Genomic DNA, 23387 nt, shown 5'->3' on the forward strand with positions numbered 1-23387 from the left:
ACGCACGATCATGCAGGGCGAGAGGGTCTGTCGTCGATGGTATGCGGCCGTTGTCAGTGGTGGGTCGTAGGGTCTGGGGTCATGGAGACCAGGACCGACGCCGCCGCGGCGTCCGCGACCGCCGCGCGCCCGGCCTCGCTGTCGCCCTCGCGCGCCAGCGACTTCATGCAGTGTCCGCTGCTCTATCGCTTCCGGGTGATCGACAAGCTGCCGGAGAAGCCGAGCGAGGCGGCCACGCGCGGCACGCTGGTGCACGCGGTCCTGGAGAGGCTCTTCGACGCGCCCGCGGCGGAGCGGACCGCTCCGCGCGCCAAGGCGCTGGTGCCGGGGCAGTGGGACCGGCTGCGGGAGGCGAAGCCGGAGCTGGCGGAGCTGTTCGCGGACGACGCGGAGGGCGAGCGGCTCGCGCGCTGGCTCGCGGACGCGGAGCGCCTGGTCGAGCGGTGGTTCACGCTGGAGGACCCCACGCGTCTGGAGCCCGCGGAGCGGGAGCTGTTCGTGCAGGCCGAGCTGGAGTCCGGCCTGAAGCTGCGCGGGATCATCGACCGCGTGGACGTCGCGCCCACGGGCGAGGTCCGGATCGTGGACTACAAGACGGGCAAGGCGCCCCGCCCGGAGTACGCGGAGGGCGCGCTGTTCCAGATGAAGTTCTACGCCCTGGTGGTGTGGCGCCTGAAGGGCGTGCTGCCGCGCCGCCTCCAGCTGGTGTATCTGGGCAGCGGTGACGTGATCACGTACGACCCGGTGCCCGCGGATCTGGAGCGGGTCGAGCGCAAGCTGCTCGCGCTGTGGGAGGCCATCGTCGCCGCGACGGAGACGGGCGACTGGCGGCCGCGGCCGACGAAGCTGTGCGGCTGGTGCGACCACAGGGCCGTCTGTCCGGAATTCGGCGGCACTCCCCCGCCGTATCCGCTCGCGGTGAGGCCGCCCGAGTCGGGCGGCGACGAGCAGGGCAGAATGGGCCCGGGCTAGGCGAAGGAGAGTTACGTGGCCATCCGCGTCCTACTGGTCGACGACCAGCCGCTGTTGCGCACCGGTTTCCGGATGATCCTGGAGGCCGAGCAGGACATCGCGGTCGTCGGCGAGGCCGGAGACGGCCTGCAGGCTCTGGACCAGGTGCGGGCGTTGCAGCCCGATGTGGTCCTGATGGACATCCGCATGCCGCGGATGGACGGGGTGGAGGCCACCCGGCAGATCACCGGGCCCGGCCGGGACGGCCCGGCGAAGGTGCTCGTCCTCACCACGTTCGACCTCGACGAGTACGTGGTGGAGGCGCTGCGCGCGGGCGCGAGCGGCTTCCTCCTGAAGGATGCTCCGGCGAACGAGCTGGTGCAGGCCATCAGGGTGGTCGCGGCCGGTGAGGCCATGCTGGCGCCGAGCATCACGCGGCGGCTGCTCGACAAGTACGCGGGGCATCTGCCCTCGGGTGACGAGCCGGTGCCGGACACGCTGCACACGCTGACCGAGCGCGAGGTGGAGGTCCTGAAGCTGGTGGCCCGTGGGCTGTCCAACGCGGAGATCGCGGCGGATCTGTTCGTGAGCGAGACGACCGTGAAGACCCACGTGGGGCACGTGCTGACGAAGCTGGGGCTGCGCGACCGGGTGCAGGCCGCGGTGTACGCGTACGAGAGCGGTCTGGTGCGGCCCGGGGCCCAGTAGCCGCCGCGGCCCGGGGTTCAGCGGTCACCACGGGTCGGCCGGGACATGACGATGAGGCCCCTGCTTCCTCCCGGAAGCAGGGGCCTCATCGTTTCTGCTAGTCCTTGCTCAGCTCCCAGAAGCGGAACACGGTCGACGCGTCGAGGCAGGACTCCACGCCGTAGACGTTCTCGCGGACGACGGCGTACTGCTTGGCCTGCCAGACCGGGAGGAGGGGGACCTCGGCGGCGACGAGGTCCTGGAGGCGGCCGTAGTCCTTGTCCGTCGAGGTGCGGTCGCTCTGCGCGGCCGTCGCCGGGATGATCTTCTCGGTGATCGTGTCGTTCTCGTAGCGGTTCGACAGGACGTTGCCCTTGCCGAAGAACGGCTGTGTGAAGTTGTCCGGATCCGGGTAGTCCGGCACCCAGCCCTTGACGTACACGCCGTACTTGCCGGCCTTGATGTCCTTCTCGTACTGCTCGAACTCGACGGACTTCACGTCCGCCTCGAACAGGCCGCTGGCGTTGAGCTGCTTGGCTATGGCGCGCAGCTCCTGGTCGGTGGCCGGGCCGTAGCGGGACGGCGTGGACCACAGGGTGAGGCGGACCTTGCTGTCGTAGCCGGCCTGGTGGAGGGCCGCGGACGCCTTGTCGCGCTGCGGACGGGCGCCGTAGGTGTCGAAGAACGCGGTGTTGTGGCCGCCGATGCCGGCCGGGACGATCGAGTACAGCGGCGTCGCCGTGCCCTGGTACACCTGGTCGACGAGCGCCTCGCGGTCGAGCAGGTAGGCGATGGCCTTGCGCACGCCGGGCTTGCCCACGACCGGGTCCTTGACGTTGAAGACCAGGTGCTGGACCTCGGCGCTGGTGCCCTCGACGACCTGGAGCTTGCGGTCGTTGTCCTGCTGGATGTCGGAGATGTCCGCGGCGGCGAGGCCTCGGTAGGCGACGTCGATCTTCTCGTCGGTGATCGCCTGCTTGAGGGCCTTGCGGTCGCCGTGGAAGAAGCGGAGCGTGACGCCCTCGTTCTTCGGCTTGACGGAGCCGTGGTAGCTGTCGTTGACGGCGAAGACGGCCTCGTCCTTGCTGAAGGAGTCCAGCTTGTAGGGGCCGGAGCCGACGGCCTCGCCGTCGGCGCGGAGCTTGTTCGCCGGGTACTCGCGGTGGTCGACGATGGAGCCCGCGCCGGAGGCGATCTTGCTGGGGAAGGTCGCGTCGGGGACCTTCAGCTTGAAGACGACCGTCTTGGCGTTGGGCGCCTCGACGCGGTCGAGCATCGGGAACATCAGCGCCGGGCCCTTGCCGTCGTTGATGTTCATCATGCGGTCGAAGGAGAACTTGACGTCCTTCGAGGTGAGGGCGTTGCCGTTGCTGAACTTCAGGCCCTGGCGCAGCGTGCAGGTGTAGACCTTGGTCTGCTGGTCGGTGAAGCCGCACTTCTTGGCGGCCTCGGGCTCCGGTTCGGTGGCGCCCTTGGGGAAGCTCAGGAGCGACTGGAAGACGTTGTTGAACAGGAGCCAGGAGCCCGGGTCGTAACCGGAGGCCGGGTCGGTGGCGACGACGTCGTCGGACATGCCGACGACCACGGAGTCGCTGTCGTCGGCCGATCCGGAGGACTCGGAGCCACAGCCGGTCAGCAGGGCGGCGGCCAGGCCCGAGGAGAGGGGGAGGGCCAGCCACGGGTTACGGATTTTCACTTGCGTGCCTTGTCGTTGTTTCTGTCGGCGTGTGGGGCGTCGATCAGTCGCCCACACCACGGGCGAGCTCCCACAACTGCAGGTTGGAGGAGGAGTTGAGAGCCCATTCGACGCCCGTGATGTCGTCACGGGCGGCGATGTACTGCTTGCCCTGCCACAGCGGGAGCACCGGGACGTCCTCGGCCACGATGTCCTGGATCCGCTCGATGCTCTTGGCGGCGCTGAGGCGGTCGGCCTCGCGGCGTGAGGTGGGGATCAGTTCGTTGTTGATGGTCCGGTTGCGGTAGGGCGAGCTGAGGAAGTTGTCCTCGGCGAGGAACGGCGCCAGGAAGTTGTCGGCGTCCGGGAAGTCGGGGAACCAGCCCATGCCGTAGACGTCGTACTTGCCCTGCTGCGCGGCGGCGCGGAAGGTGTTCCAGACGTCGCCCTTGACCTTGACGTCGAAGAGGCCGCTGTCGTTGAGCTGCTGGCTCAGGACCTCGAACTCCTTCTTGGTGGCCGGGCCGTAGTGGTCGGTGGTGTAGTGCAGCGTCAGCTTCACCGGCGTGTCGATGCCCGCCCCGGCGAGCAGGTCCTTGGCCTTCTTGACGCTGGGGTCGTTGTAGCGGTTGAAGAAGGAGTTGGAGTGGCCGGTGATGGTGGTCGGCACCAGGGAGTACAGCGGGTCGGCGGTGGAGCCGTAGACCTTGCCCACGAGGGCGCCGCGGTCGATGACCTGTGCCATGGCCTGGCGGACGGCCTTGTCCTTCACGCTCGCCGCGTCGGTGTTGAAGGCGAGGTAGCGGATCTCCAGGCCGGGCATGTCGACGAGGTCGAGGTTCTTGCCCGGGTTCACGTCGAGCTGCTTGATCTGCTCCGGTGACATGGTGCGGGTCATCAGGTCGATGTCGCCGTCCTCCAGCGCCTTGCCCATGGCGGTGGTGGTGGTGAAGGTGCGCAGTTCGACCTTCTTGTTCTGCGGGGAGAAGGAGCCCTTGTAGTTCGGGTTCTTGGTGAAGACGGCCTTGACCAGCTCGTTGTTCTTCACTTCTTGCTTGACGGTGTACGGCCCGGAGCCGTCGAGGTCGAAGCCGTCGCGCAGCTTGCCCTTGCGGTAGTGGTCGGGGCTGACGATGCCCGCGGTCGGCGTGGCGAGCTTGTACGGGAAGGTCGCGTCGGGGGTCTTCAGATGGAAGACGACGCCACGCTCGCCCTGGACCTCGATGGCCTCGACGTTGGACACGAGCTGGGCGGAACCGCTGGGGTTGGTGACCTTCATGTCGCGCACGCGCTCGATGGAGAACTTGACGTCGGCCGCGGTCAGCGGCTTGCCGTCGGCGAACTTGAGGTCCTTGCGCAGGGTGCAGGCGTAGCGCTCGTTGCCGGTGTCGGTGAAGCCGCACTTCTGTGCCGCCTCGGGCTCCGGCTCGCCGCCGCCCCCGCGCGGCAGGGCCATCAGCGTCTGGAGGGTCTGGCGCAGTACGTTCCAGGACCCGGCGTCGTAGGCGTACGCCGGGTCGAACGGAGCCGGTACCTCTTTGGAGGCCGTGAACCGGTCGGTGGTGCCCGCTGCGATGGGGTCGTCGCCGTCCCCGCTGCCCGAACCGCCACACGCGGCAAGCGCGGGGGCGAGCAGACCTATCAGGGCCGGCAGCACCAAAGTCTTGCGGTTCATGCTGGACGTTCTCCAGAGCTCTTGATCCCGTGTTTCCGGCAACGGCGGGGTGGGGTTGATAGGGGCACGGGGGGTGGCGGCGATGTTCTCGCGACGAGATTAGTCCGCACCCTTAGGGGCGTTGACGGAGACCGGAGTTGGGCTGCCATCACGCAGGGATACGGGGTGTGGACGCACCGATAACGCGACAGTGGAAGGTTTCGTGCACCGTCGGGCCAATCGGGACACAAGGGCATGTCCCCACAGGGGTACACCACCCCATCTGCACAAGTCGGCGCAGCTGTCGACCCTCTTCCCAGTGGGAAAGGTCACACTTTCAACTGGGCGCGCTGTCTGGGCTTTTCGGCCATGGGCCGGTGGTTGGCCGGTTCTCCGCAGCCCCGGAGGTGCTCGGCTCCGGGGCGGCCCCGGGCGGTCAGCGGCGCGTGGCGGGCGTGCTCATCAGGCCGTGCAGGAACGACAGGTCGACGTGTTCGAGCGAGGGTACGACGGTCCGGCCCGCGGCCGGGCCGATGGGCGCGACGGACGGCACGGCCACCACGCGGCAGCCCGCGGCCTCGGCGGCGGCCACGCCGGTCGCGGTGTCCTCGATGACGGCGCAGCGGGCCGGGTCGGCGCCGAGACCCGAGGCGGCGAGCAGATAGGGGTCGGGGTGCGGCTTGGTGCGGGCCACCTCGTCGCCCGCGATGGTCAGGGCGAAGTGGTGGGCGCCGATGGAGCCGAGGACGCGGTCGATGATGCGCCGGTGCGAGGCGGAGACCAGGGCCGTCGGCACCTCGTGGGCGGAGAGCTCGGCGAGCAGTCTGGCGGCGCCCGGCATCAGCGGCAGGGCGCGGCTGATGCGGTCCTCGAAGCCGTCGTTGAGCAGGACCGTCAGCTCGTCGAGGGTGATGTCGGCGCCGGTGGCCTCGATGAGGAAGCCGGCGCTGCGGGACATGGGACCGCCCACGACGACGTCGCGCCAGGCCTCGTCGAGCCGGTGGCCGAGCGCGGCGAACACCTCGACCTCGGCGTCCCACCAGAAGCCCTCGGTGTCGACGAGCGTTCCGTCCATGTCGAGGAGAACGGCCTGCAGGGCGGAGCCTTCGGCCGTTCGTGTTCCGAATGCGGGGACCGTACTGGTCATCCGTACACCTCCATGAGGGACGAGAAGGCCGGTCCCCAGGAGGGGACCGGCCTGTACTGGACCGACCAGTGTACGACTCGTCCGGTGTGAGTGCTCTTGAGTTACGGCCGGGGCGGAGCGACTTCAGCGGGCGTTGAAGTACTTCGCTTCCGGGTGGTGGAGCACGATGGCGTCCGTGGACTGCTCGGGGTGGAGCTGGAACTCCTCGGAGAGCTGGACGCCGATGCGCTCGGGCCGCAGGAGCTCGGCGATCTTCGCGCGGTCCTCCAGGTCCGGGCAGGCGCCGTAGCCGAGCGAGAAGCGCGCGCCGCGGTACTTGAGCGCGAACATGTCCTCGACGTCGGCGGGGTCCTCGCCGCCGAAGCCCAGCTCGGCGCGCACGCGCGCGTGCCAGTACTCGGCGAGGGCCTCGGCCAACTGCACGGACAGGCCGTGCAGTTCCAGGTAGTCGCGGTAGGAGTCGGCGGCGAACAGCTCGGCGGTGGCCTCGCCGATCCTCGAGCCGACGGTGACGACCTGGAGGCCCACCACGTCGGTCTCGCCCGACTCCTCGGGGCGGAAGAAGTCCGCGAGGCACAGGTGGCGGCCGCGGCGCTGGCGCGGGAAGGAGAAGCGGGTGCGCTCGTTGCCCTGCTCGTCCAGGATGATCAGGTCGTCGCCCTTGGAGACGCACGGGAAGTAGCCGTAGACGACGGCGGCTTCGAGCAGGCTCTTGGTCTGCAGGTCGTCGAGCAGGCCGCGCAGCCGGGGCCTGCCCTCGGTCTCGGCGAGCTCCTCGTACGTCGGTCCGTCGCCGGTACGGGCCTGCTTCAGGCCCCACTGGCCCTTGAACAGGGCGCCCTCGTCCAGCCAGGAGGCGTACTCCTTGAGCTGGATGCCCTTGATGACGCGGGTGCCCCAGAACGGCGGCGTGGGCACGGGGTTGTCGACGGCGACGTCGGAGCGGGCCGGGCCCTCGGGCTCCTTGACCTCGATCGTGGCCGCGTCGCGCTTGGGCACGCGGCGCTGCTTGAGCTCGGGCAGGGTCGCGCCGGGCACGCCTCGCTTGACCGCGATGAGGGCGTCCATCAGGCGCAGGCCCTCGAAGGCGTCGCGGGCGTAGCGGACCTCGCCCTCGTAGATCTCGTGCAGGTCCTGCTCGACGTAGGCGCGGGTGAGGGCGGCGCCGCCGAGGATGACCGGGTAGTCCGCGGCCATCCGGCGCTGGTTGAGCTCCTCCAGGTTCTCCTTCATGATCACGGTGGATTTGACCAGGAGGCCGGACATGCCGATGACGTCGGCCTTGTGCTCCTGCGCGGCGTCGAGGATCGCGGCCACGGGCTGCTTGATGCCGAGGTTGACCACGTTGTAGCCGTTGTTGGACAGGATGATGTCGACGAGGTTCTTGCCGATGTCGTGGACGTCGCCGCGCACGGTGGCGAGGACGATGGTGCCCTTGCCCTCGGCGTCGGACTTCTCCATGTGCGGTTCGAGGTGGGCGACGGCCGTCTTCATGACCTCGGCGGACTGGAGCACGAACGGCAGCTGCATCTGGCCGGATCCGAACAGCTCGCCGACGACCTTCATGCCCGCCAGGAGGGTGTCGTTGACGATGTCGAGGGCCTTGCGGGTCTCCAGGGCCTCGTCGAGGTCGGCCTGGAGGCCGTTCTTCTCGCCGTCGATGATGCGGCGCTGGAGGCGCTCGTCCAGCGGCAGGGCGGCCAGCTCCTCGGCCTTGCCCGCCTTGAGGGACTTGGCGGTGGCGCCCTCGAAGAGCGCCATCAGCTTCTGCAGCGGGTCGTAGCCCTCGGCGCGGCGGTCGTAGATCAGGTCGAGGGCGGTGGTGACCTCCTCCTCGCTGAAGCGCGCGATCGGCAGGATCTTCGAGGCGTGCACGATCGCGGAGTCGAGGCCGGCCTTGACGCACTCGTCCAGGAAGACGGAGTTCAGGAGGATGCGGGCGGCCGGGTTGAGGCCGAAGGAGATGTTGGACAGGCCGAGCGTGGTCTGGACGTCCGGGTGGAGCCGCTTGAGCTCGCGGATCGCCTCGATGGTGGCGATGCCGTCCTTGCGGGACTCCTCCTGACCGGTGCAGATGGTGAAGGTCAGGGTGTCGATGAGGATGTCCGACTCCAGGATGCCCCAGTTCCCGGTGAGGTCGTCGATGAGCCGTTCGGCGATCTCGACCTTCTTCTCGGGGGTGCGGGCCTGGCCCTCCTCGTCGATGGTGAGGGCGATGAGGGCGGCGCCGTGCTCCTGGGCCAGCTCGGTCACCTTGGCGAAGCGGGACTCGGGGCCGTCGCCGTCCTCGTAGTTCACGGAGTTGATGACGGCACGGCCGCCCAGCTTCTCCAGGCCCGCCTGGATGACGTCGACCTCGGTGGAGTCCAGGACGATGGGCAGCGTGGAGGCGGTGGCGAAGCGTCCGGCGAGCTCCTCCATGTCCGCCACGCCGTCGCGGCCCACGTAGTCGACGCACAGGTCGAGCATGTGGGCGCCCTCGCGGATCTGGTCGCGGGCCATCTCCACGCAGTCGTCCCAGCGGGCGTCCAGCATGGCCTCGCGGAACTTCTTGGAGCCGTTGGCGTTGGTGCGCTCGCCGATCGCGAGGTACGACGTGTCCTGGCGGAACGGGACAGTCTGGTAGAGCGAGGCGGCGCCCGGCTCGGGTCGCGGGTCGCGCGTGGTCGGGGTGAGCCCGCGCACGCGCTCGACGACCTGGCGCAGGTGCTCGGGCGTGGTGCCGCAGCAGCCGCCGATGAGGGACAGGCCGTACTCGCTGACGAACGTCTCCTGGGCGTCGGCCAGCTCGGCGGGCGACAGCGGGTAGTGGGCGCCGTCCTTGCCGAGGACGGGCAGGCCCGCGTTGGGCATGCAGGCGAGCGGCACGCGCGAGTGGCGGGCCAGGTAGCGCAGGTGCTCGCTCATCTCGGCCGGGCCGGTCGCGCAGTTGAGGCCGATCATGTCGATGCCGAGGGGCTCCAGGGCGGTGAGCGCGGCACCGATCTCCGAGCCGAGGAGCATCGTGCCGGTCGTCTCCACGGTGACGGAACAGATCAGCGGCAGGTTCGCGCCGGTGGCCTCCAGGGCGCGGCGGGCGCCGAGCAGGGCCGACTTGGTCTGGAGCAGGTCCTGGGTGGTCTCCACCAGGAGCGCGTCGGCGCCGCCCGCGATCATGCCTTCGGCGTTCTGCTGGTAGGCGTCGCGCAGCAGCCGGTACGGGGCGTGGCCGAGGGTGGGCAGCTTGGTGCCGGGGCCCATGGAGCCGAGCACCCAGCGCTGCTGGCCGGTGCTCGCGGTGAACTCGTCGGCCACCTCGCGGGCGATGCGGGCACCGGACTCGGAGAGCTCGAAGACGCGCTCGGGGATGTCGTACTCGGCGAGGGCGGCGTGGTTCGCGCCGAAGGTGTTGGTCTCGACGCAGTCGACGCCCGCGGCGAAGTACTCCTGGTGCACGGAGCGGACGATGTCGGGACGGGTGACGTTCAGGACCTCGTTGCAGCCTTCGAGGTTCTGGAAGTCCTCGAGGCTGGGGTCCTGTGCCTGCAGCATCGTGCCCATCGCGCCGTCGGCGACCACCACGCGGGTGGCGAGCGCCTCGCGAAGGGCGTCGGCTCGGTTCCCGGCGGAGGTCTCCGCTGCGGAAACGGATGAGGGGGTAGGCGACGAGGCCATGAATGAGCTCCCTGGAGTGCGACGGCTGTCGGCTTTGCGGCTTCCCGTGGAAGGCGCACCCGGTCAGCGTAGCCGGGACGGGCGTTCTGGTGTGAGGGCATTCCACGGGACGGACGCGTGGCTGGAAATCGCCGTCGAGGGGCTCGCCGCGCGACAAGGCGGTGCGCACCCTTAGCCAGAGGTCGGCAACGACCGATAGTGTTCAGCATTGCCGAACGGCGACCCCGTTCGCGAGGTAGCCGCGGAACGAGTGCCCGGCACACAGGGGTGCGGGAACGGGATGGAGGAAAGGGCTGCGATGGCACGCAACATCCAGTCGCTCGAACGGGCCGCGGCGATGCTGCGCCTGCTCGCGGGCGGCGAGCGCCGGCTCGGCCTCTCGGACATCGCCTCCGCCCTCGGCCTGGCCAAGGGCACGGCCCACGGCATCCTGCGCACCCTCCAGCAGGAGGGGTTCGTGGAGCAGGACGCGGCGTCGGGGCGCTACCAGCTGGGCGCGGAGCTGCTGCGCCTCGGCAACAGCTACCTGGACGTGCACGAGCTGCGCGCCCGCGCCCTGGTGTGGACCGACGACCTGGCCCGCTCCAGCGGCGAGAGCGTCTATCTGGGCGTGCTGCACCAGCAGGGCGTGCTGATCGTGCACCACGTCTTCCGGCCCGACGACAGCCGCCAGGTCCTGGAGGTGGGGGCCATGCAGCCGCTGCACTCCACAGCGCTCGGCAAGGTGCTCGCGGCGTACGACCCGGTGGCGCACAGCGAGGCCCTGGAGGCCGAGCGGCGGGCGTTCACGGACCGGACGGTCTGCGGCCCCGCGGAGTTCGAAGGCGTCCTGGACCTCACGCGGGCGCGCGGGTACGCGACCGACGAGGAGGAGACCTGGGAAGGGATCGCCTCCGTGGCCGCGCCCATCTACGACCGGCGGCGGATGCCGGTGGGGGCGGTCGGGGTCACGGGCGCGGTCGAGCGGGTGTGCCCGGACGGAGAGCTGCGGCCGGAGCTGATCGCCGCGGTGCGCGACTGTGCGCGGGCCGTCTCGCGGGACCTGGGCGCCAGCCGCTTCTGACTTCCGGTGGGGCCCTCGCGGGGGCGCCCCAGGCCCGCCCCTTCCCGAAACCAGGGGGCTCCCCCCGGGCCCCCCGTCGTCGGCGCTGCGCGCCTCTTCCTCAAACGCCGGACGGGCTGGATGGCGCCACGTGCCCGCCGCCGTCGGCCGCGCCGCCCACCGATAGGGCGAAACGATCAATAACGATCGTGTTTTCAATTACAGAAGTCTTGACGCGCTGGTAACCCCAGAGTCAGACTCGCGTCCACCGGTCGGCATTGTCGAACAGCTAACGGCATTACGCGTTAGAGTGGGGCGAGCCAAGGGCCGGAGAACGCCCTCACCTGAGGGCGCGGACCACCGGAGGGACCCGGGGTTCGGCTTCCCCTGGACGAAGGACAAAGGAGTCGCGGGTGTCCAGCCACGACATCTTCCTCGGCGAGACCATCGGTACCGCCGTTCTCATCCTGCTGGGCGGTGGCGTGTGCGCCGCCGTCACGCTCAAGCGCTCGAAGGCCAAGGACGCCGGCTGGCTCGCCATCACCTTCGGGTGGGGCTTCGCGGTCCTCACGGCCGCCTATCTGGCCGGTGGCGTCTCGGGCGCCCACCTGAACCCGGCGGTCACCATCGGCCTCGCCGTCGAGGGCGGCACCAAGTGGGGCGACGTGCCGCTCTACCTGGCCTCGCAGCTCCTGGGCGCGATGATCGGCGCCGTGCTCGTGTGGGCGACGTACTACGGGCAGTTCCAGGCCCACCTCACGGACCCCGAGATCATCAAGGCCCAGCCCGCCGAGGAAGGCCTCGTCGACCAGAAGGCGGCCCCCGCGGCCGGTCCCGTGCTCGGCATCTTCTCGACCGGCCCGGAGATCCGGAACGCCGTACAGAACCTCATCACCGAGATCATCGCCACGACCGTGCTCGTCCTGGCGATCCTCACCCAGGGCCTCAACGACGGCGGCAACGGCCTCGGCACCCTGGGCGCCCTGATCACCGCGCTCGTCGTGGTGGGCATCGGCCTCTCGCTCGGCGGCCCCACCGGCTACGCCATCAACCCGGTCCGTGACCTCGGCCCCCGTATCGTCCACTCGCTGCTCCCGCTCCCCAACAAGGGTGGCTCCGACTGGTCGTACGCGTGGATTCCCGTGGTCGGTCCGCTGATCGGCGGCGCTCTCGCCGCATACATCTTCAAGCTGTTCTGAGCGAACCCGCCGACCACCCGACCACGACGCACTTCAGGAGCACACCGTGACCGACGCGCACACCGCAGGCCCCTTCATCGCGGCGATCGACCAGGGCACCACGTCCAGCCGCTGCATCGTCTTCGACCGGGACGGCCGCATCGTCTCCGTCGACCAGAAGGAGCACGAGCAGATCTTCCCCAAGCCGGGGTGGGTCGAGCACAACGCCACGGAGATCTGGACCAACGTCCAGGAAGTCGTCGCCGGCGCCATCCAGAAGGCCGGCATCACCCGCGACGACATCAAGGCCATCGGCATCACCAACCAGCGCGAGACCACGCTGCTGTGGGACAAGAACACCGGTGAGCCGGTGTACAACGCCATCGTCTGGCAGGACACCCGCACCGACGCGCTCTGCAAGGAGCTCGGGCGCAACGTCGGCCAGGACCGCTTCCGGCGCGAGACCGGTCTGCCGCTGGCCTCCTACTTCGCGGGCCCCAAGGCCCGCTGGCTGCTCGACAACGTCGAGGGCGTGCGCGAGCGCGCCGAGGCGGGCGACATCCTCTTCGGCACCATGGACTCCTGGGTCATCTGGAACCTGACGGGCGGGGTGAACGGCGGCAAGCACGTCACCGACGTCACCAACGCCTCCCGCACCATGCTGATGAACCTGCACTCCATGGAGTGGGACGAGCGCATCGCCGAGTCCATCGGCGTGCCGATGCGGATCCTCCCCGAGATCCGCTCCTCCGCCGAGGTCTACGGCGAGGTCACCGGCGGCAAGCTCGGCGACCTCCTGGGCGGCATCCCGGTCGCCTCCGCGCTCGGCGACCAGCAGGCGGCCCTGTTCGGCCAGACCTGTTTCGCCGAGGGCGAGGCGAAGTCCACGTACGGCACCGGCACGTTCATGCTGATGAACACCGGTGAGAAGGCCATCAACTCCTACTCGGGCCTGCTCACCACCGTCGGCTACCAGATCGGCGACGCCAAGCCGGTCTACGCCCTTGAGGGCTCCATCGCCGTCACCGGCTCCCTGGTGCAGTGGATGCGCGACCAGATGGGCCTCATCAAGTCCGCCGCCGAGATCGAGACGCTGGCCTCCAGCGTCGAGGACAACGGCGGCGCCTACTTCGTCCCGGCCTTCTCCGGCCTGTTCGCCCCGTACTGGCGCTCCGACGCCCGCGGTGTGATCGCCGGTCTCACCCGGTACGTCACCAAGGCGCACATCGCGCGCGCCGTCCTGGAGGCCACCGCCTGGCAGACCCGTGAGATCACCGACGCCATGACGAAGGACTCCGGCGTCGAGCTCGCGGCCCTCAAGGTCGACGGCGGCATGACCTCCAACAACCTGCTGATGCAGACCCTCTCGGACTTCCTGGACGCGCCCGTGGTGCGTCCGATGGTGGCCGAGACGACCTGCCTCGGCGCCGCATACGCCGCCGGCCTCGCCGTCGGTTTCTGGTCTTCCACCGACGACCTGCGCGCCAACTGGCGCCGGGCCGCCGAATGGACCCCCCGCATGGACGCGGACACCCGCGCCCGTGAGTACAAGAACTGGCTCAAGGCCGTGGAGCGGACCATGGGCTGGCTCGAAGACGAGAGCTGACCACAGCTCAGCTGACGAGGAGCAATAACCATGACCACCCTAGAGAGCGGCCCCGTCATCTCGGCACTCGGGACGCCGCCGGCGGCCGGCGGCAACCCGAGCCGTGCCGAGACCCGGGAACGCCTTTCCAAGGCGGCGTACGACCTCCTGGTGATCGGTGGCGGCATCCTGGGCATCTCCACCGCCTGGCACGCCGCGCAGTCGGGTCTCAGGGTGGCCCTGGTGGACGCCGGCGACTTCGCCGGCGCCACCTCCTCCGCCTCCTCCAAGCTTCTCCACGGCGGTCTGCGCTACCTGCAGACCGGCGCGGTGAAGCTGGTGGCGGAGAACCACTTCGAGCGGCGTGCGGTGTCGCGTCAGGTGGCACCGCACCTCGCCAACCCGCTCACCTTCTACCTGCCGGTGTACAAGGGCGGCCCGCACGGCGCCGCCAAGCTCGGCGCGGGCGTCTTCGCCTACTCGGCGCTCTCCGCGTTCGGCGACGGCGTCGGCCACCTGCTCTCCCCCGCCAAGGCGGCGCAGGACGTGCCGGAGCTGCGCACCGACAACCTGAAGGCCGTCGCGGTCTACGGCGACGACCAGATGAACGACGCCCGCATGGCCCTGATGACGGTCCGCGCGGCCGTCGAGGCCGGCGCCGTCGTCCTCAACCACGCCGAGGTCACCGGCCTGCGCTTCACCAAGGGCCGGGTCACGGGCGCCGACCTCAAGGACCGCCAGTCCGGCGACGAGTTCGGCGTCAACGCCCGGCTCGTCCTGAACGCCACCGGCCCCTGGGTCGACCACCTGCGCGCGATGGAGGACCCGGACGCGGCCCCCTCCATCCGCCTGTCCAAGGGCGCGCACCTCGTCCTCAAGCGCACCGCCCCCTGGAAGGCCGCGCTGGCCACGCCGATCGACAAGTACCGCATCACGTTCGCCCTGCCGTGGGAGGACATGCTGCTGCTCGGCACGACCGACGAGGAGTACGAGGGCGACCCGCGCGACGTCTCGGTCACCGAGAAGGACACCGCGCAGATCCTCGACGAGGCCGCGTTCTCGATCCGGGACCAGCAGCTGTCCCGGGATCTGATCACGTACTCGTTCGCGGGTCTGCGGGTGCTGCCCGGCGGTCCGGGCGACACCTCCAAGGCCAAGCGCGAGACGGTCGTCACCGAGGGCCGCGGCGGCATGCTGTCGATCGCCGGCGGCAAGTGGACGACGTTCCGCCACATCGGCCGCACCATCATGAAGAAGCTGGAGTCGCTGCCGGGCCACCCGCTGGGCGACGACTACGAGCCGATCTCCACGCTGCCGAAGAAGCTGCCGCTGCCCGGCATCGCCAACCCGCGCGCGGTCGCCCACCGGCTGCTCGTCGACGGCCCGGCCCCCGGCCCGCGCATGGCGCCGGACACCGCCCGTCACCTGGCGACGCACTACGGCTCGCTGTCCTTCGACATCGCCCGCCTGGCGAACGAGAACCCGGAGCTCGCCGAGCGCGTCCACCCCGACGCCCCGGAGATCTGGGCGCAGGTCGTCTACGCGCGCGACCACGAGTGGGCCGAGACGGCGGACGACGTGCTGCGCCGCCGTACGACGCTGACGATCCGCGGCCTCGCGACGGACGAGATCCGCGGCAAGGTCGAGGGCCTGCTCGGCAAGAAGAGCTGACCTCGCAGCAGTAGGTGAGTAAGGGGCGGTCGCCAGGGCGACCGCCCCTTACTCATGCCTCTCCAGGGCTCTTGCTGGCTCTCCCTGGGGTGCCATACCGCTGCCACACCCCCGCAACGTTCGCCCCGCACATTTGAAGCATGAAGTTTCAGGTGCTTTCCCTCATCTCCCACTCCCCGCACCCGCTGACCGGGGAACGGGCCTCCACGGCCGAGCGGATCGCCGACGTCGTCGAGGTCGGCGTCGAGGCGGAACGGCTCGGCTACGACGCCTACGCCGTGGGCGAGCGGCACGCGGGCGACTTCCTGTCGTCGAGCCCGACGGTCGTCCTCGGCGCGCTCGCGGCCCGCACCTCCCGCATCCGGCTCCTGACCGGCGTCACCGTCGTCGCGATCCTCGACCCGGTGCGGATCGCCGAGGACTACGCGACGCTCGACCAGCTCTCGCGCGGACGCGTGGAGCTCGTCATCGGCAAGGGCGCCGAGGCGGGCCACTTCGACCTGTTCGGGCTCGACGAGGCGCGCCAGTGGGACCTCCAGCAGGAGAAGTACGAGCTGCTGCGGCGCCTGTGGCGGGAGGAGAACGTCGACTGGCAGGGCGAGTTCCGCCCCGCCCTGAAGGACGTCACGACGGTGCCGCGCCCGTACGCGGGGCCGCCGCGCGTCTGGCACGGCTCGGCGACCTCCCTCAACTCCCCCGAACTCGCCGCCAAGCACGGCGATCCGCTGTTCACCGCCAACGCGATCCAGCCGCGCGCGGCGTACGCGAAGCTGATCGCGCACTACCGCGAGCGGTTCGAGGCCCACGGCCACGACCCGGCCGACGCCCACGTGGCGGCGGGCTCGGGCGGGCTGCTCGTCGCCGACAGCGCGGAGCAGGCCGTGCGCCGCTACCGGGAGCTGTACGAGGCGAAGGTGCGCCAGACCTTCAAGCCGCACCTGGAGGGCAAGGCGGGCTACAACACGCCCTTCCGCACCATCGAGGAGGCGATCGCCGACGGGCCGCAGCTCATCGGTTCGCCGCAGCAGATCATCGACAAGATCCTCGGCTACCACGAGGTGTACCGGCACGACCTGCAGTCCATCACGGTCGACGGGTTCGGTCTGTCGCGCGCCGAACAGGTCGAGACCCTCCAGCGGTTCGCGGAGGAGATCGCGCCGGTGGTGCGCAGGGAGGCCCCGTCCCGGCTGTGGGACCCCTCGTGACGGCGGCCGGGGCCGGGCTACGATCCCCACAGGAGTCCGGCCACCGCCCGCACCGCAGTCCGCCCCTTGGGAGCGACCGATGACCCTCCTCACGACCTGGCCCGACGCGGGCCCCGAGACCGTCGTCCGGCGCACGTCGGACCCCGCCGAGATCGCCGAGGTGCTCGCGCCGCTGGGCGTGCGCTACGAGCGGTGGCCGGTGCGCGCGGACGTACCGGCCGACGCGGACGGCGACACCGTGTTCGCCGCGTACGGACCGGAGATCGACAAGCTGACCGCGGCGGAGGGCTTCCGGACCGTCGACGTCGTCGCGCTGCATCCGAGCGACGACCCGGGCTGGCCGGACAAGGCGCGGGCGGCCCGGGAGAAGTTCCTCGCCGAGCACACGCACGACGACGATGACGAGGTGCGCTTCTTCGTCGCGGGCGCGGGGATCTTCTATCTGCACGTACGCCGCGAAGTGCACGCCGTGTACTGCGAGAAGGGCGATCTGCTCGGGGTGCCGCGCGGCACGACGCACTGGTTCGACATGGGCACGTCGCCCTCCTTCACGGCGATCCGCTTCTTCCACGAGGAGGACGGCTGGGTCGGCACGTTCACCGGCAGCGACATCGCCGGGCACTTCCCGGACTTCGACACGATCCACGCCGGTCACACGGGATCCGCGAGGTGAGCGTGGGCTTCGGGCCCGGCACCGTGGACGCGGTGGTGCTCGACATCGAGGGCACCACGAGCGCCACCGGGTTCGTCGTGGACGTCATGTACCCCTACGCCAGGGAGCGGTTCGGGGCGCTGCTGGCCGAGCGGTCCCACGAGGCCGTCGTCGCGCGCGCCGTCGCCCAGGTCCGCGAGGAGATCGGCGAGCCCGGCGCGGACGCCGCGCGGATCGAGAAGGTCCTCGGCGCCTGGGCCGACGAGGACCGCAAGGCCACGCCTCTGAAGGCGCTCCAGGGCGTCGTCTGGGCGGAGGGCTTCGCCCGCGGCGACCTCGTCGCGCCCTTCTTCGACGACGTGGTGCCGCGGCTGCGGAGCTGGTACGCGGCCGGGATCCGGCTTTACGTGTACTCGTCGGGGTCGGTGGCGGCGCAGCGCGCGTGGTTCACGCACTCGGCGCACGGGTCGCTCACCGGCCTGGTCAGCGGCTGGTACGACACGGAGAACGCGGGGCCCAAGCAGGACCCCGGCTCCTACCGGGCCATCACCGCCGCGGTCGGCGTCCCGCCCGGCCGCACGGTGTTCCTGTCCGACCGGCTCGGCGAGCTGGACGCGGCCCGGGAGGCGGGGTGGCGGACGGTCGGGGTGCGCCGGGCCGGGGAGCCGTACTTCGCCGAGGGCGTCGGCGGGCATCCGGAAGCGGGGTCGTTCGACGAGGTGGGGCTGGTGACGTCGTGAGTGGGGAGTCGCGTGCGGTGGTCGCGCCGGAGGTCGGCCCGGACGTCGGCCTGGACGTCGGCCTGGACGTCCCTCTGGACATCGGTCTGGAGGAGGCCGGGGCGGTGCTCGCGGCGGAGGCCGCGCGGTTCGCCTCCTTCGGCTGGATGCGCGGGACCTCGGGGAACCTCTCCGTCGTCGTCTCCCGCAATCCCGTACGGCTCGCCGTGACGGCCAGCGGGCTCGACAAGGGCGAACTGACCGCGGCCGACGTGGTCCTGACGGACGCGGCGGGCGCCGCGGTCGGCGCCGGGCGGCCGTCGGCCGAGGCCGCGCTGCACGCGCGCGTGGTGCGGCTCACCGGGGCGGGCGCCGTCGTGCACGTACACACCGTGGCTGCCGTGGCGATGGGCGGGCGGCGGCCGGGCGGGATCGAGTTCGAGGGCCTGGAGATGCTCAAGGGGCTCGGGTACCGGACGCACGACGTCGCGGTGGTCCTGCCGGTGATCGGGAACAGCCAGGACATGGCGGAGCTCGGGGACCGTCTTGAGGCGGCGCTGCGGCCGGGGATGCCCGCGGTGGTCGTGGCCGGGCACGGGCTGTACGTCTGGGGCGACGACCCGCGGCAGGCGCGGCACCGCACGGAGGTCGTCGAGTGGCTCCTGGAGCTGGCCCTGACGGGGTGACCCCCTGCGGGGCTACCTCGGCAGCTCGCCCTTCGCCACCTCGCGGACGCCGCGCTCCGTCACCAGGGCGGTCACCAGGGAGCCCGGGGTGACGTCGAACGCGGGGTTGTGGCCGCGCGATCCGGCGGGGGCGGTGCGGACGCCCGCCCACTCCAGGACCTCGTCCTCGGCGCGCAGTTCGATGGGGATGTCCGTCCCGGACGCCGTGGCGAGGTCCACGGTCGTGGTGGGCGCGGCCACGACGAAGGGGATGCCCGCGTGCGCGCAGGCGAGGGCTATGCCCACGGTGCCCACCTTGTTCGCGGTGTCGCCGTTCGCGGCGATCCGGTCCGCGCCGACGACCGCCGCGTCGACCTCGCCGCGCAGGATGACTCCCGCGGCTGCCGCGTCCGCCTGGACGTAGTGCGGGATGCCCGCGTGGGCGAGCTCCCAGGCGGTGAGCCGCGCGCCCTGGAGCAGCGGCCGGGTCTCGTCGGCGTACACGGAGTCGAGGCGGCCGCGCCGGTGCAGCTCCCGGATGACGCCGAGCGCGGTGCCCCAGCCCGCCGTGGCGAGCGCGCCGGTGTTGCAGTGGGTGAGGACGCGCAGCGGCCGGTCCGGGCCGAGGCGGTCGAGGAGCCAGTCGGCGCCGTGCCGGCCCAGGGCGTGGTTGGCCGCGAGGTCTTCCCGTACGACGGCGTCCGCCTCGGCGAGCACCGCGCCAAGCCCCTCGTCGAGGTGTGCGGCGACGCGGTCCACGCAGGCCATGAGGTTGACGGCGGTGGGGCGCGCCGCGCGGACGCGGGCGACCTCGGCGTCGACCCGCGCGCGGTCCCAGCCCTCGCGCTCCCCCTGGACCAGGGCGAGCGCGACGCCGTACGCCCCGGCCGCGCCGATCGCGGGCGCGCCGCGGACCACCAACCGCACGATGGCATCGACGAGTTGGTCGACCGTGCGGACGTCGAGGCGCTTCAGGGCGTGCGGCAGGGCCGTCTGGTCGACGAGACAGAGCGCGGGGCCGCTCCCGGTGTCCGTCCAGACGACGGCCCTGAGGTCCTCGGTGCTCGCCTTGCTCATGGGGTCAACTCCCGGTGGCGGTACGGGTCCGGCTCGCGCGGCCACCGTACCCGAGCGCCCTGAACGTGAGTTCGACGCCGTCGGGCCACCCCGGCGCCGCCGCCGCGCCCGGCTCCCGGCACACTTCCCCCGAAGCCCCCGAAGCCCTCGGAGCTCTCGGATTCCCCGGCTCCCCCGGACCCAGCCAGGAGCGCGCACATGACCATGTCCTCGGCGTCCCCCGCCCCGCAGCCCATCACCGGCCTGCCCCGCACCGGACTGCCGCCGTACGCCGTCGTCGTCGGCGACCCCGCCCGTGCGGCGGCCGTCGCCGACCTCCTCGACGACGCGAAGGAGGTGGCGTACCGCCGGGAGTACCGCACCTTCACCGGGACCTGGCAGGAGCTGCCCGTGGTCGTGGCCTCGCACGGCGTGGGCGCGCCCGGGGCGCTGCTGCTCTTCCAGGAGCTGGCGCAGGCGGGTGTGACGCATGTCATCCGGCTCGGTACGGCGGGCGCCATCCGGCCCGGCATCGCGGCCGGCGACCTGGTGATCGCGGACGCGGCGGTGCGCGACGACGGCGTGACGGGACAGCTGATCCCGGCCGAGTACCCGGCGTTCGGGACGCCCGAGGCGGTGCTCGCGCTGCAGCGGGCGGCCCGTGCCGCCGGGGCCCCGCACCACCGGGGCGTGGTGTGGACGCGGGCCGCCTTCCAGCCCGGCTTCCTGCCGCTGCCGACCGACGCGTACGAGCGGGCGGGCGTCGCCGCCATTGAGATGGAGCTGAGCGCCCTGTACGTGTTCGCCTCGACGCACGGCCTCGTCGCGGGCGGCGCGCTCGTCGTGGACGGCGCGAACGCCGACGAGCTGGTCGACGAGGAGGCCACCGGCGGCTACGACCCGCACCGGTCGGAGGTCGCCGACGGAGTCGCCCGTGGCGCCCGGATAACCTTGGACGCGCTGCGCCTGTTGGCCGCCGACGTCCCCGCGCAGACCGGACAAACCCGGTAGAACCGCCCGCGGAAGCACCCTGGAGATACGCACCACATGCTCCCCATAGACCTCCTCGTCCACGGCGGCGACGTCCTGACCGTCGACGCGACCGGCACCGTGGTGAGCGACGGTGCCGTCGCCGTGCGCGCCGGTGAGATCGTGGCCGTCGGCCCCGCCGAGCACCTGCGCGACCGGTACGCCCCGGCCGAGGAGATCGACGCGCGCGGCTGTCTCGTCCTGCCGGGGCTCGTCAACACGCACACCCACCTGGCGATGACGCTGCTGCGCGGCACCGCCGACGACGTCACCCTCCAGGGCTTCCTGGAGCGGGTCGTGCCGCGCGAGGCCGAGCTGCTCACGCCGGAGACCGTCGCGGTGGGCCTGCGCGCGGCGATCGCCGAGTCGGTGCGCGGCGGAGTGACCACCGCGCTCGACATGTACTGGTTCCACGAGGCCGCCGACGAGGTGGCGCGCGCGGCCGGGTGGCGGCTGCTCACCGGCCCGACGTTCATGGACGTGCCGGAGCCGCCGGACGGCCGTCCGTACGCGGAGCGGCTCGCCCGGGCGGGCGCCTGGCTGGCCGCCCGCGCCGCCGCGCCGGGCACCAGGCCGGTGCTCTTCGCGCACTCCGCGTACACCCTGGCGCCCGACCAGCTCGCCGCGATCACCGCGCTCGCCCGCGCCCACGGCGCCCTGCTGCATCTGCACGCGGCCGAGAACGCGGCCGAGGTGGCCCTGGTCGGCGAGCGGTACGGCATGCGCCCGGTGGAGCTGCTCGACTCGCTCGGCGTGCTCGGCCCGGACACGCTCCTCGCGCACGCCGTCGAGCTGACCGACGCGGAGATCGCGGCGCTCGCCCGCACGGGGACGTCCGTCGCGCACTGCCCGGCGTCGAACCTGAAGCTGGGCTGCGGCATCGCCCGCGTACCCGACCTGCTCGACGCGGGCGTCACGGTCGGCATCGGCACCGACGGCGCCGTGAGCTCCAACACGCTCGACGTGCTCGGCGCGGTCCGGCTCGCGGCGCTCGTCCACAAGGCGGGCGGCGACCCGACGGCGGTCGGCGCCGAGCAGGCCGTGCGGATGGCCACCATCGAGTCGGCGCGGGCCCTGGGCCTCGGCGACCGGCTCGGCTCCCTGGAGCCGGGCAAGCGCGCCGACCTGATCGTCGTCGGCCTCGACCGGCCGCACCTGGCGCCGCGCCACGACCCCTACGGCATGCTCGCCTACGCCGCCACGGCCGCGGACGTGCGCGACACCGTCGTCGACGGCCGCGTCCTGATGCGCGACCGCGCCCTGCTCACCCTCGACGAACCGAACGTGCTGCGCGCCCTCAACGACGCCGTGGCCCCGGCCGAACCCGCACGCCTGTCATGAGCTCCCCGCCCCCCGCCCCGACCCGCGGCTTCACCGGCCGCGCCCGCGCCGCCGACCGCGACCCGCGCCTGCCACCGGGCCAGTACGACGCCCGCGACACCTGGCCCGTGCTCTCCGCCGAGGTCACGCCCCAGCTGGCGGCCGCCGACTGGACGTTCCGCGTCGGCGGCCTGGTGGCGAGCCCGCGCACCTGGACCTGGGACGAGGCGCACGCGCTGCCCGCTTCCGAGTACCGGGGCGACATCCACTGCGTGACGAGCTGGTCCAAGTTCGGCGTGCGCTTCGGCGGCGTGAGCCTGGACGCGTTCCTCGCCGGGGCGGGCGGCCCGCTGCCCGCCGCCACGCACGTCGTCGCGTACTCCCACACCGGCTACACCGCGAACCTGCCGCTCGCCGACGTGACCGGCGGCCGGGCCTGGATCGTCTGGGAGTACGACGGGGCGCCGCTGCCGCCCGAGCACGGCGGGCCCGCCCGGCTCGTCGTGCCGCACCTGTACTTCTGGAAGAGCGCCAAGTGGATCGCGGGCCTGGAGCTCCTCGACCACGACGAGCCGGGCTTCTGGGAGAAGAACGGCTATCACCACCGGGGCGACCCGTGGCGTGAGGAGCGGTACGCCGGTGACTGAGACCAGCACGGGGGCGTTCGTCCCCCGTTTCGTCCCCCCGACCGCCTTCGCGGTGCCCGGGCGCATCGCCGTGAGCGAGCAGGCCGCGGCCCACTGGCAGCAGGCCCTGATCACCGGGATCCGCCGCGAGACGCACGCCGCCGCGACCTTCCGGCTCAAGGTGCCGCACTGGCAGGGGCACCTGCCGGGCCAGCACCTGATGCTGCGCCTGACCGCCGCGGACGGCTACGTCGCCCAGCGCCACTACTCCCTGGCCTCCGCGCCGGACGACAGCGGCGAGATCGAGCTGACCCTGGACCACGTGCCGGGCGGCGAGGTCTCGGGGCATCTGCACACCGTCGCGCGGGAGGGCGACACCGTGGAGGTGCGCGGCCCGCTGTCCGGCTTCTTCGCCTGGCCCGGCGACCGGCCCGCGCTGCTGCTCGGCGCGGGCTCCGGCGTGGTCCCGCTGATGTCGATGATCCGCCACCACCGGCGGGCGGGCCTGACCGTGCCGCTGCGTCTGCTCGTCTCGGCCCGCACCCGCGCCGACCTCCTCTACGCCGACGAGTACGGGGCCGAGACGGACGTGATCCTCACCCGCGCCGAAGGACGCCTCACCGCCGCGCACTTGGCGCCCCACCTCGGCGCCGGGCGGCCCGAAGGCGGCTGGGAGGCGTACGTCTGCGGCTCCAACGGCTTCGCCGAGCACGCCTCGCGCCTCCTGGTGGAGGGCGGCCAGCCCGTGGACCGGATCAGGATCGAACGCTTCGGCTGAACCCCGTTCCCCGTAGGACTCCAAGGGACATAATGAGCCGATACATCCGATGTCTATTTACCTACCGGACATCCGATGTCCGTTCCTGCTGCT

At 71.5% G+C, this 23387-nt stretch carries 19 protein-coding genes; 14 read left to right on the forward strand and 5 right to left on the reverse strand.

What is annotated here, in order from left to right:
- Window positions 1-81: 81 nt before the first annotated feature.
- Together MQV74_RS09565 and MQV74_RS09570 are read left to right on the forward strand one after the other, a co-directional pair.
- Entirely contained in the window at window positions 82-972 is an 891-nt protein-coding gene (locus tag MQV74_RS09565; RefSeq protein ID WP_138958701.1) for a RecB family exonuclease, read from the forward strand.
- A 15-nt stretch (window positions 973-987) separates the two neighbouring features.
- The gene (locus MQV74_RS09570) at window positions 988-1659 is read left to right on the forward strand and encodes a response regulator (RefSeq protein ID WP_016639462.1); all 672 of its coding nucleotides are present in this window, start codon (window positions 988-990) and stop codon (window positions 1657-1659) included.
- 97 nt (window positions 1660-1756) lie between these two features.
- On the opposite strand, the gene MQV74_RS09575 is transcribed toward MQV74_RS09570, so the two are convergent.
- From MQV74_RS09575 to metH, 4 genes are all read right to left on the reverse strand, one after another.
- Window positions 1757-3334 carry an ABC transporter substrate-binding protein gene (locus tag MQV74_RS09575; RefSeq protein WP_242715800.1) on the reverse strand — a complete coding sequence of 526 codons (1578 nt, stop codon included), beginning with the start codon at window positions 3332-3334 and terminating at the stop codon, window positions 1757-1759.
- Window positions 3335-3377: 43 nt separating this feature from the next.
- Window positions 3378-4988, reverse strand: a complete 1611-nt coding sequence (locus MQV74_RS09580; RefSeq protein ID WP_242715807.1) for an ABC transporter substrate-binding protein — start codon at window positions 4986-4988, stop codon at window positions 3378-3380.
- A 415-nt stretch (window positions 4989-5403) separates the two neighbouring features.
- Complete coding sequence (locus MQV74_RS09585) at window positions 5404-6114, reverse strand: HAD family hydrolase (protein WP_242715809.1); 711 nt, start codon at window positions 6112-6114, stop codon at window positions 5404-5406.
- Window positions 6115-6237: 123 nt separating this feature from the next.
- Window positions 6238-9768 carry a methionine synthase gene (gene metH / locus MQV74_RS09590; RefSeq protein WP_242715811.1) on the reverse strand — a complete coding sequence of 1177 codons (3531 nt, stop codon included), beginning with the start codon at window positions 9766-9768 and terminating at the stop codon, window positions 6238-6240.
- A 298-nt stretch (window positions 9769-10066) separates the two neighbouring features.
- Between metH and MQV74_RS09595 the strand changes: the two genes are divergently transcribed.
- The 8 genes from MQV74_RS09595 (at window position 10067) to mtnB (ending at window position 18506) form a co-directional block, all read left to right on the forward strand.
- Complete coding sequence (locus MQV74_RS09595) at window positions 10067-10831, forward strand: IclR family transcriptional regulator (RefSeq protein WP_242715813.1); 765 nt, start codon at window positions 10067-10069, stop codon at window positions 10829-10831.
- Window positions 10832-11223: 392 nt separating this feature from the next.
- A complete protein-coding gene (locus MQV74_RS09600; RefSeq protein WP_138958707.1) occupies window positions 11224-12009 on the forward strand; it encodes an MIP/aquaporin family protein in 786 nt (261 codons plus the stop codon).
- A 46-nt stretch (window positions 12010-12055) separates the two neighbouring features.
- Entirely contained in the window at window positions 12056-13594 is a 1539-nt protein-coding gene (gene glpK, locus MQV74_RS09605; protein ID WP_242715816.1) for a glycerol kinase GlpK, read from the forward strand.
- Window positions 13595-13624: 30 nt separating this feature from the next.
- Window positions 13625-15244: a glycerol-3-phosphate dehydrogenase/oxidase gene (locus MQV74_RS09610; protein ID WP_242715818.1), complete on the forward strand. Its 1620-nt coding sequence runs from the start codon at window positions 13625-13627 to the stop codon at window positions 15242-15244.
- A gap of 140 nt (window positions 15245-15384) precedes the next feature.
- A complete protein-coding gene (locus MQV74_RS09615; protein ID WP_242715820.1) occupies window positions 15385-16449 on the forward strand; it encodes an LLM class flavin-dependent oxidoreductase in 1065 nt (354 codons plus the stop codon).
- A gap of 79 nt (window positions 16450-16528) precedes the next feature.
- A complete protein-coding gene (locus MQV74_RS09620) occupies window positions 16529-17122 on the forward strand; it encodes a 1,2-dihydroxy-3-keto-5-methylthiopentene dioxygenase (RefSeq protein ID WP_242715822.1) in 594 nt (197 codons plus the stop codon).
- On the forward strand, window positions 17119-17841 hold the full coding sequence (gene mtnC / locus MQV74_RS09625; RefSeq protein ID WP_242715824.1) for an acireductone synthase: 723 nt from the start codon (window positions 17119-17121) through the stop codon (window positions 17839-17841). The genes MQV74_RS09620 and mtnC overlap by 4 nt, the downstream gene beginning before the upstream one ends.
- Window positions 17842-17903: 62 nt before the next feature.
- Window positions 17904-18506: a methylthioribulose 1-phosphate dehydratase gene (gene mtnB, locus MQV74_RS09630; RefSeq protein ID WP_242728563.1), complete on the forward strand. Its 603-nt coding sequence runs from the start codon at window positions 17904-17906 to the stop codon at window positions 18504-18506.
- A gap of 12 nt (window positions 18507-18518) precedes the next feature.
- Here the strand turns inward: mtnB and mtnA are convergent, their stop codons facing one another.
- Window positions 18519-19562 carry an S-methyl-5-thioribose-1-phosphate isomerase gene (mtnA, locus tag MQV74_RS09635; protein WP_242715826.1) on the reverse strand — a complete coding sequence of 348 codons (1044 nt, stop codon included), beginning with the start codon at window positions 19560-19562 and terminating at the stop codon, window positions 18519-18521.
- 198 nt (window positions 19563-19760) lie between these two features.
- Between mtnA and MQV74_RS09640 the strand changes: the two genes are divergently transcribed.
- The 4 genes from MQV74_RS09640 to MQV74_RS09655 are packed head-to-tail and all read left to right on the forward strand — an operon-like array spanning window position 19761 to window position 23294.
- Window positions 19761-20552, forward strand: a complete 792-nt coding sequence (locus MQV74_RS09640; protein WP_242715828.1) for a phosphorylase family protein — start codon at window positions 19761-19763, stop codon at window positions 20550-20552.
- 36 nt (window positions 20553-20588) lie between these two features.
- The gene (locus tag MQV74_RS09645; RefSeq protein ID WP_242715830.1) at window positions 20589-21911 is read left to right on the forward strand and encodes an amidohydrolase; all 1323 of its coding nucleotides are present in this window, start codon (window positions 20589-20591) and stop codon (window positions 21909-21911) included.
- Window positions 21908-22537 (forward strand): sulfite oxidase-like oxidoreductase, encoded by a 630-nt coding sequence (locus MQV74_RS09650; protein ID WP_242715832.1) that lies wholly within the window; start codon window positions 21908-21910, stop codon window positions 22535-22537. The genes MQV74_RS09645 and MQV74_RS09650 overlap by 4 nt, the downstream gene beginning before the upstream one ends.
- Window positions 22530-23294 (forward strand): ferredoxin reductase, encoded by a 765-nt coding sequence (locus MQV74_RS09655; protein ID WP_242715834.1) that lies wholly within the window; start codon window positions 22530-22532, stop codon window positions 23292-23294. Before MQV74_RS09650 ends, MQV74_RS09655 begins: the two co-directional genes overlap by 8 nt.
- Window positions 23295-23387: the final 93 nt, after the last annotated feature.

Source organism: Streptomyces sp. AN091965 (assembly GCF_022698285.1).
Classification (GTDB): domain Bacteria; phylum Actinomycetota; class Actinomycetes; order Streptomycetales; family Streptomycetaceae; genus Streptomyces.

Excerpts from the sequence above, each read along its gene's own strand:
- MQV74_RS09565 (WP_138958701.1), top strand. The coding sequence starts at position 82 with ATGGAGACCAGGACCGACGCCGCCGCGGCGTCCGCGACCGCCGCGCGC.
- MQV74_RS09640 (WP_242715828.1), top strand. The coding sequence starts at position 19,761 with ATGACCATGTCCTCGGCGTCCCCCGCCCCGCAGCCCATCACCGGCCTG.
- MQV74_RS09585 (WP_242715809.1), bottom strand. The coding sequence starts at position 6,114 with ATGACCAGTACGGTCCCCGCATTCGGAACACGAACGGCCGAAGGCTCC.
- MQV74_RS09610 (WP_242715818.1), top strand. The coding sequence starts at position 13,625 with ATGACCACCCTAGAGAGCGGCCCCGTCATCTCGGCACTCGGGACGCCG.
- MQV74_RS09645 (WP_242715830.1), top strand. The coding sequence starts at position 20,589 with ATGCTCCCCATAGACCTCCTCGTCCACGGCGGCGACGTCCTGACCGTC.
- MQV74_RS09650 (WP_242715832.1), top strand. The coding sequence starts at position 21,908 with ATGAGCTCCCCGCCCCCCGCCCCGACCCGCGGCTTCACCGGCCGCGCC.
- mtnA (WP_242715826.1), bottom strand. The coding sequence starts at position 19,562 with ATGAGCAAGGCGAGCACCGAGGACCTCAGGGCCGTCGTCTGGACGGAC.
- MQV74_RS09615 (WP_242715820.1), top strand. The coding sequence starts at position 15,385 with ATGAAGTTTCAGGTGCTTTCCCTCATCTCCCACTCCCCGCACCCGCTG.
- MQV74_RS09620 (WP_242715822.1), top strand. The coding sequence starts at position 16,529 with ATGACCCTCCTCACGACCTGGCCCGACGCGGGCCCCGAGACCGTCGTC.
- MQV74_RS09580 (WP_242715807.1), bottom strand. The coding sequence starts at position 4,988 with ATGAACCGCAAGACTTTGGTGCTGCCGGCCCTGATAGGTCTGCTCGCC.
- MQV74_RS09595 (WP_242715813.1), top strand. The coding sequence starts at position 10,067 with ATGGCACGCAACATCCAGTCGCTCGAACGGGCCGCGGCGATGCTGCGC.
- metH (WP_242715811.1), bottom strand. The coding sequence starts at position 9,768 with ATGGCCTCGTCGCCTACCCCCTCATCCGTTTCCGCAGCGGAGACCTCC.